Annotated in this window: 2 protein-coding genes; both read right to left on the bottom strand. The window is 75.2% G+C overall.

Annotated elements, in window-relative coordinates:
• Positions 1-1634, bottom strand: a 1634-nt coding sequence (locus FV227_RS28315; protein WP_147860452.1) for a xanthine dehydrogenase family protein molybdopterin-binding subunit, incomplete at its 3' end; no start/stop codon positions are given.
• 102 nt (positions 1635-1736) lie between these two features.
• Entirely contained in the window at positions 1737-2570 is an 834-nt protein-coding gene (locus FV227_RS28310; RefSeq protein ID WP_147860451.1) for an SDR family NAD(P)-dependent oxidoreductase, read from the bottom strand.
• Positions 2571-2726: the final 156 nt, after the last annotated feature.

Genomic DNA, 2726 nt, shown 5'->3' with positions numbered 1-2726 from the left:
GTGCAGGCGGCGGCCAGCCGCGCGCGCAGCTGCTCGCAGGCGAGCGCCAGGGTGTTGAGCAGGCTCGTCGTGGTCGAGGAGCCGCCCGAGATGCCGGCCGGGGGCAGCGCGGTGTCGCCGAGCCGCACCGTCACCGCCGCGATCGGCACGCCGAGCCCGTCGGCCGCGGCCATCGCCAGCAGCGTGGTGATGCCGTTGCCGATCTCGTGGTGCGCGGTCTCGACGGCGACGCGGCCGTCGGGTCGAAGCGCGACGCGCATCGTCGCGGGGGCGATCTTCACCGGCCGCACCGAGGTGGCGCAGCCGAGCCCGACCCGCCAGGCCCCGTCCCGCATCGCGCCGGGGCGGGGGATGCGGCGCGACCAACCGAAGGCCTCGGCGCCGGCATCGAAGCAGGCCATCAGCGGACGCGACGAGAACGGCTTGCCCGAGACCGGGTCGGTCACGGTGTCGTTGCGCCGGCGCAGCGCGATCGGGTCGAGGCCGAGCGCCCAGGCCATCTCGTCGACCGCGCTCTCCAGGGCGAACAGGTAGGGCACCTCGGGCGGCGCCCGCATCGGGCCGGGCGTGTTGCGGTCGACCCGCACGGCGCGCTCGTCGGTGCGGATGTCGGGGCAGGCGTAGAGGCTCGCGGTCACGTCGGTGCCCTCCATCGCGAAGGCGTCGAAGCGCGAGGTCGTCATCGCCGCCTCGTGCACCAGGGCGGTGAAGCGCCCGGCGCGGTCGGCGCCCAGGCGGAGGTCGTGGCGCGTCTCCGGGCGGTGGTTCGCGATGGTGAAGCCCTGCCGCCGGGTCGGCACCAGCGCGACCGGGCGGCCGAGGTCGCGGGCGGCGAGGGCGACCAGCGCCGTGTGCTGCGACAGCGCGAGCTTCGAGCCGAAATGGCCGCCGATCGGCCCCGACACGACGCGGATGTCGGCCGGGTCCATGCCGAGCTGCGCGGCGAGCCCGTGCTGCAGCGCGCCGACGTAGCGCGAGGGCTCGTGCACGGTGAGCCGGCCGCCGTCCCAGGCGCAGGCGGTGGTGAACAGCTCCATCGGGTTGTGGTGCTGCACCGGCGTCTCGTAGCGCGCCGCGATCCGCATATCGGCCCGGGCGAGCGCGGCGTCGGCATCGCCCCGGCGTGGATCCGCGTGCTCGGGCTTCAGGTCGGCCAGCCGCACGGTCTCGGCGCCGGCCTCGTCGAAGGTGGCCGCGAACGGCGCCTCCGCGTAGGCGACGCGGACGCGGGCGGCGGCCTCCTCGGCCGCGCCCTGCGTCTCGGCGACGACGAGGGCGACGATCTGGCCGGCATAGGCGACCTCGTCCGAGCCGAGCGGCAGGTGCGCGCTGTTGGCGTAGCCGCCGGCCATCAGGTGCTTCACCGGCGCGATCCGCCCGGCGAGGTCGCGATGGGTGAAGATCCGCAGGCAGCCCGGCGTCGCCGCGGCGGCGGCCAGGTCGAAGCCGCGGATGCGCCCGCGCACGATCGTGCTGGTGACGAGCGCGGCGTGGGCGCGCCCCGGCAGCGCGACGTCGGAGGAGAACCGCGCCCGGCCCGTCACCTTGGCCGGGCCGTCGACCCGCACCTGCGGGCGCCCGAGCAGGCCTTCCTCGGCACCGGCCTGGGCCGGGTCGGCGATCGGGTGGTCCATCGGCGCGCTCCACTTCGCTTCGGTCCGGGACCGGTCGAGGGGGGAGGTGTGCCTCGCTCTCCGCGCGGCAAGGTTTTGGGGCGGGCCCGCGGCGATCCGCGCTCAGGTCGCGGCGCGGTCGCGCGGCAGCAGCTTCTGGATGACGTTCCAGTACGAGACCGGCACGAGGCGCTCGATCAGCGCGATCAGCTTGGCGTCCGAGCCAACGAGCACCCGGCCCTGCCGGCGCTCCACCGCCGCCAGGATGATCTCGGCCGCCCGCTCCGGGGCGAGCTTCAGCATCCTGTTGGCGGCGGCCCGGCCGCGGGCGGCCTCCTCGGCGGTCATGTGCGCGGGCAGGCGGGCGCTGTCGGCGACCGAGGTGGCGACGCCGCCCGGATGCACCACGGTGACGCCGATCGCGGTGCCGGCGAGCTCGTGCCGCAGCGCCTGCGAGAAGCCGCGCACCGCGAACTTGCTCGCGGAATAGGCGGTCTGGCCCGGCGGCGCGATCAGCCCGTAGAGGCTCGACAGGTTGACGATCCGCGCTTCCGGCTGCGCCCGCAGCAGCGGCAGGAAGGCGCGGGTCATCCGCACCACGCCCCAGAAGTTGATCTCGAACAGCCATTCGAAATCGGCCTCCGTCACGTCCTCGAAGGTGCCGCCGAGCGCCACGCCGGCATTGTTGATCAGCACGTCGAGGCCCCCATGGGCCGCCTCGACCGCGGCCGGCAGCGCGGCGATGGCGTCGCGGTCGGCGACGTCGAGGGGGTGGCGGCTGATGCGGACCCGGTTCGTCGCGATCAGCCGCTCGGTCTCCTCCAGCCCGGCGACGTTGCGGTCGGCCAGCGCCAGGTTGCAGCCGCGCGCGGCCAGCCCCACCGCCAGCGCACGGCCGATGCCGCTCGCCGCGCCGGTGATCAGGGCCGTGCGGTTCTCGAGGTTCCAGTTCGGCATGGGGGCTCGCTGCATGTTTGGTGGATGAAACGCGCGGTCCACTTCCCCTCCCCCTCTGCGGGGGAGGGTGGCCCGCGAAGCGGGTCGGGAGAGGGAAGCGCCGCATCCGGCACTGTCGCTCCCCTCTCCCGACCCTCGCTCACGCGAGGCCCACCC

Origin of the sequence: Methylobacterium sp. WL119 (assembly GCF_008039875.1) — a bacterium.
Classification (GTDB): domain Bacteria; phylum Pseudomonadota; class Alphaproteobacteria; order Rhizobiales; family Beijerinckiaceae; genus Methylobacterium.
Note: the sequence above shows the minus strand (reverse complement) of the source record. Positions and strands in the feature narration are given on the sequence as shown.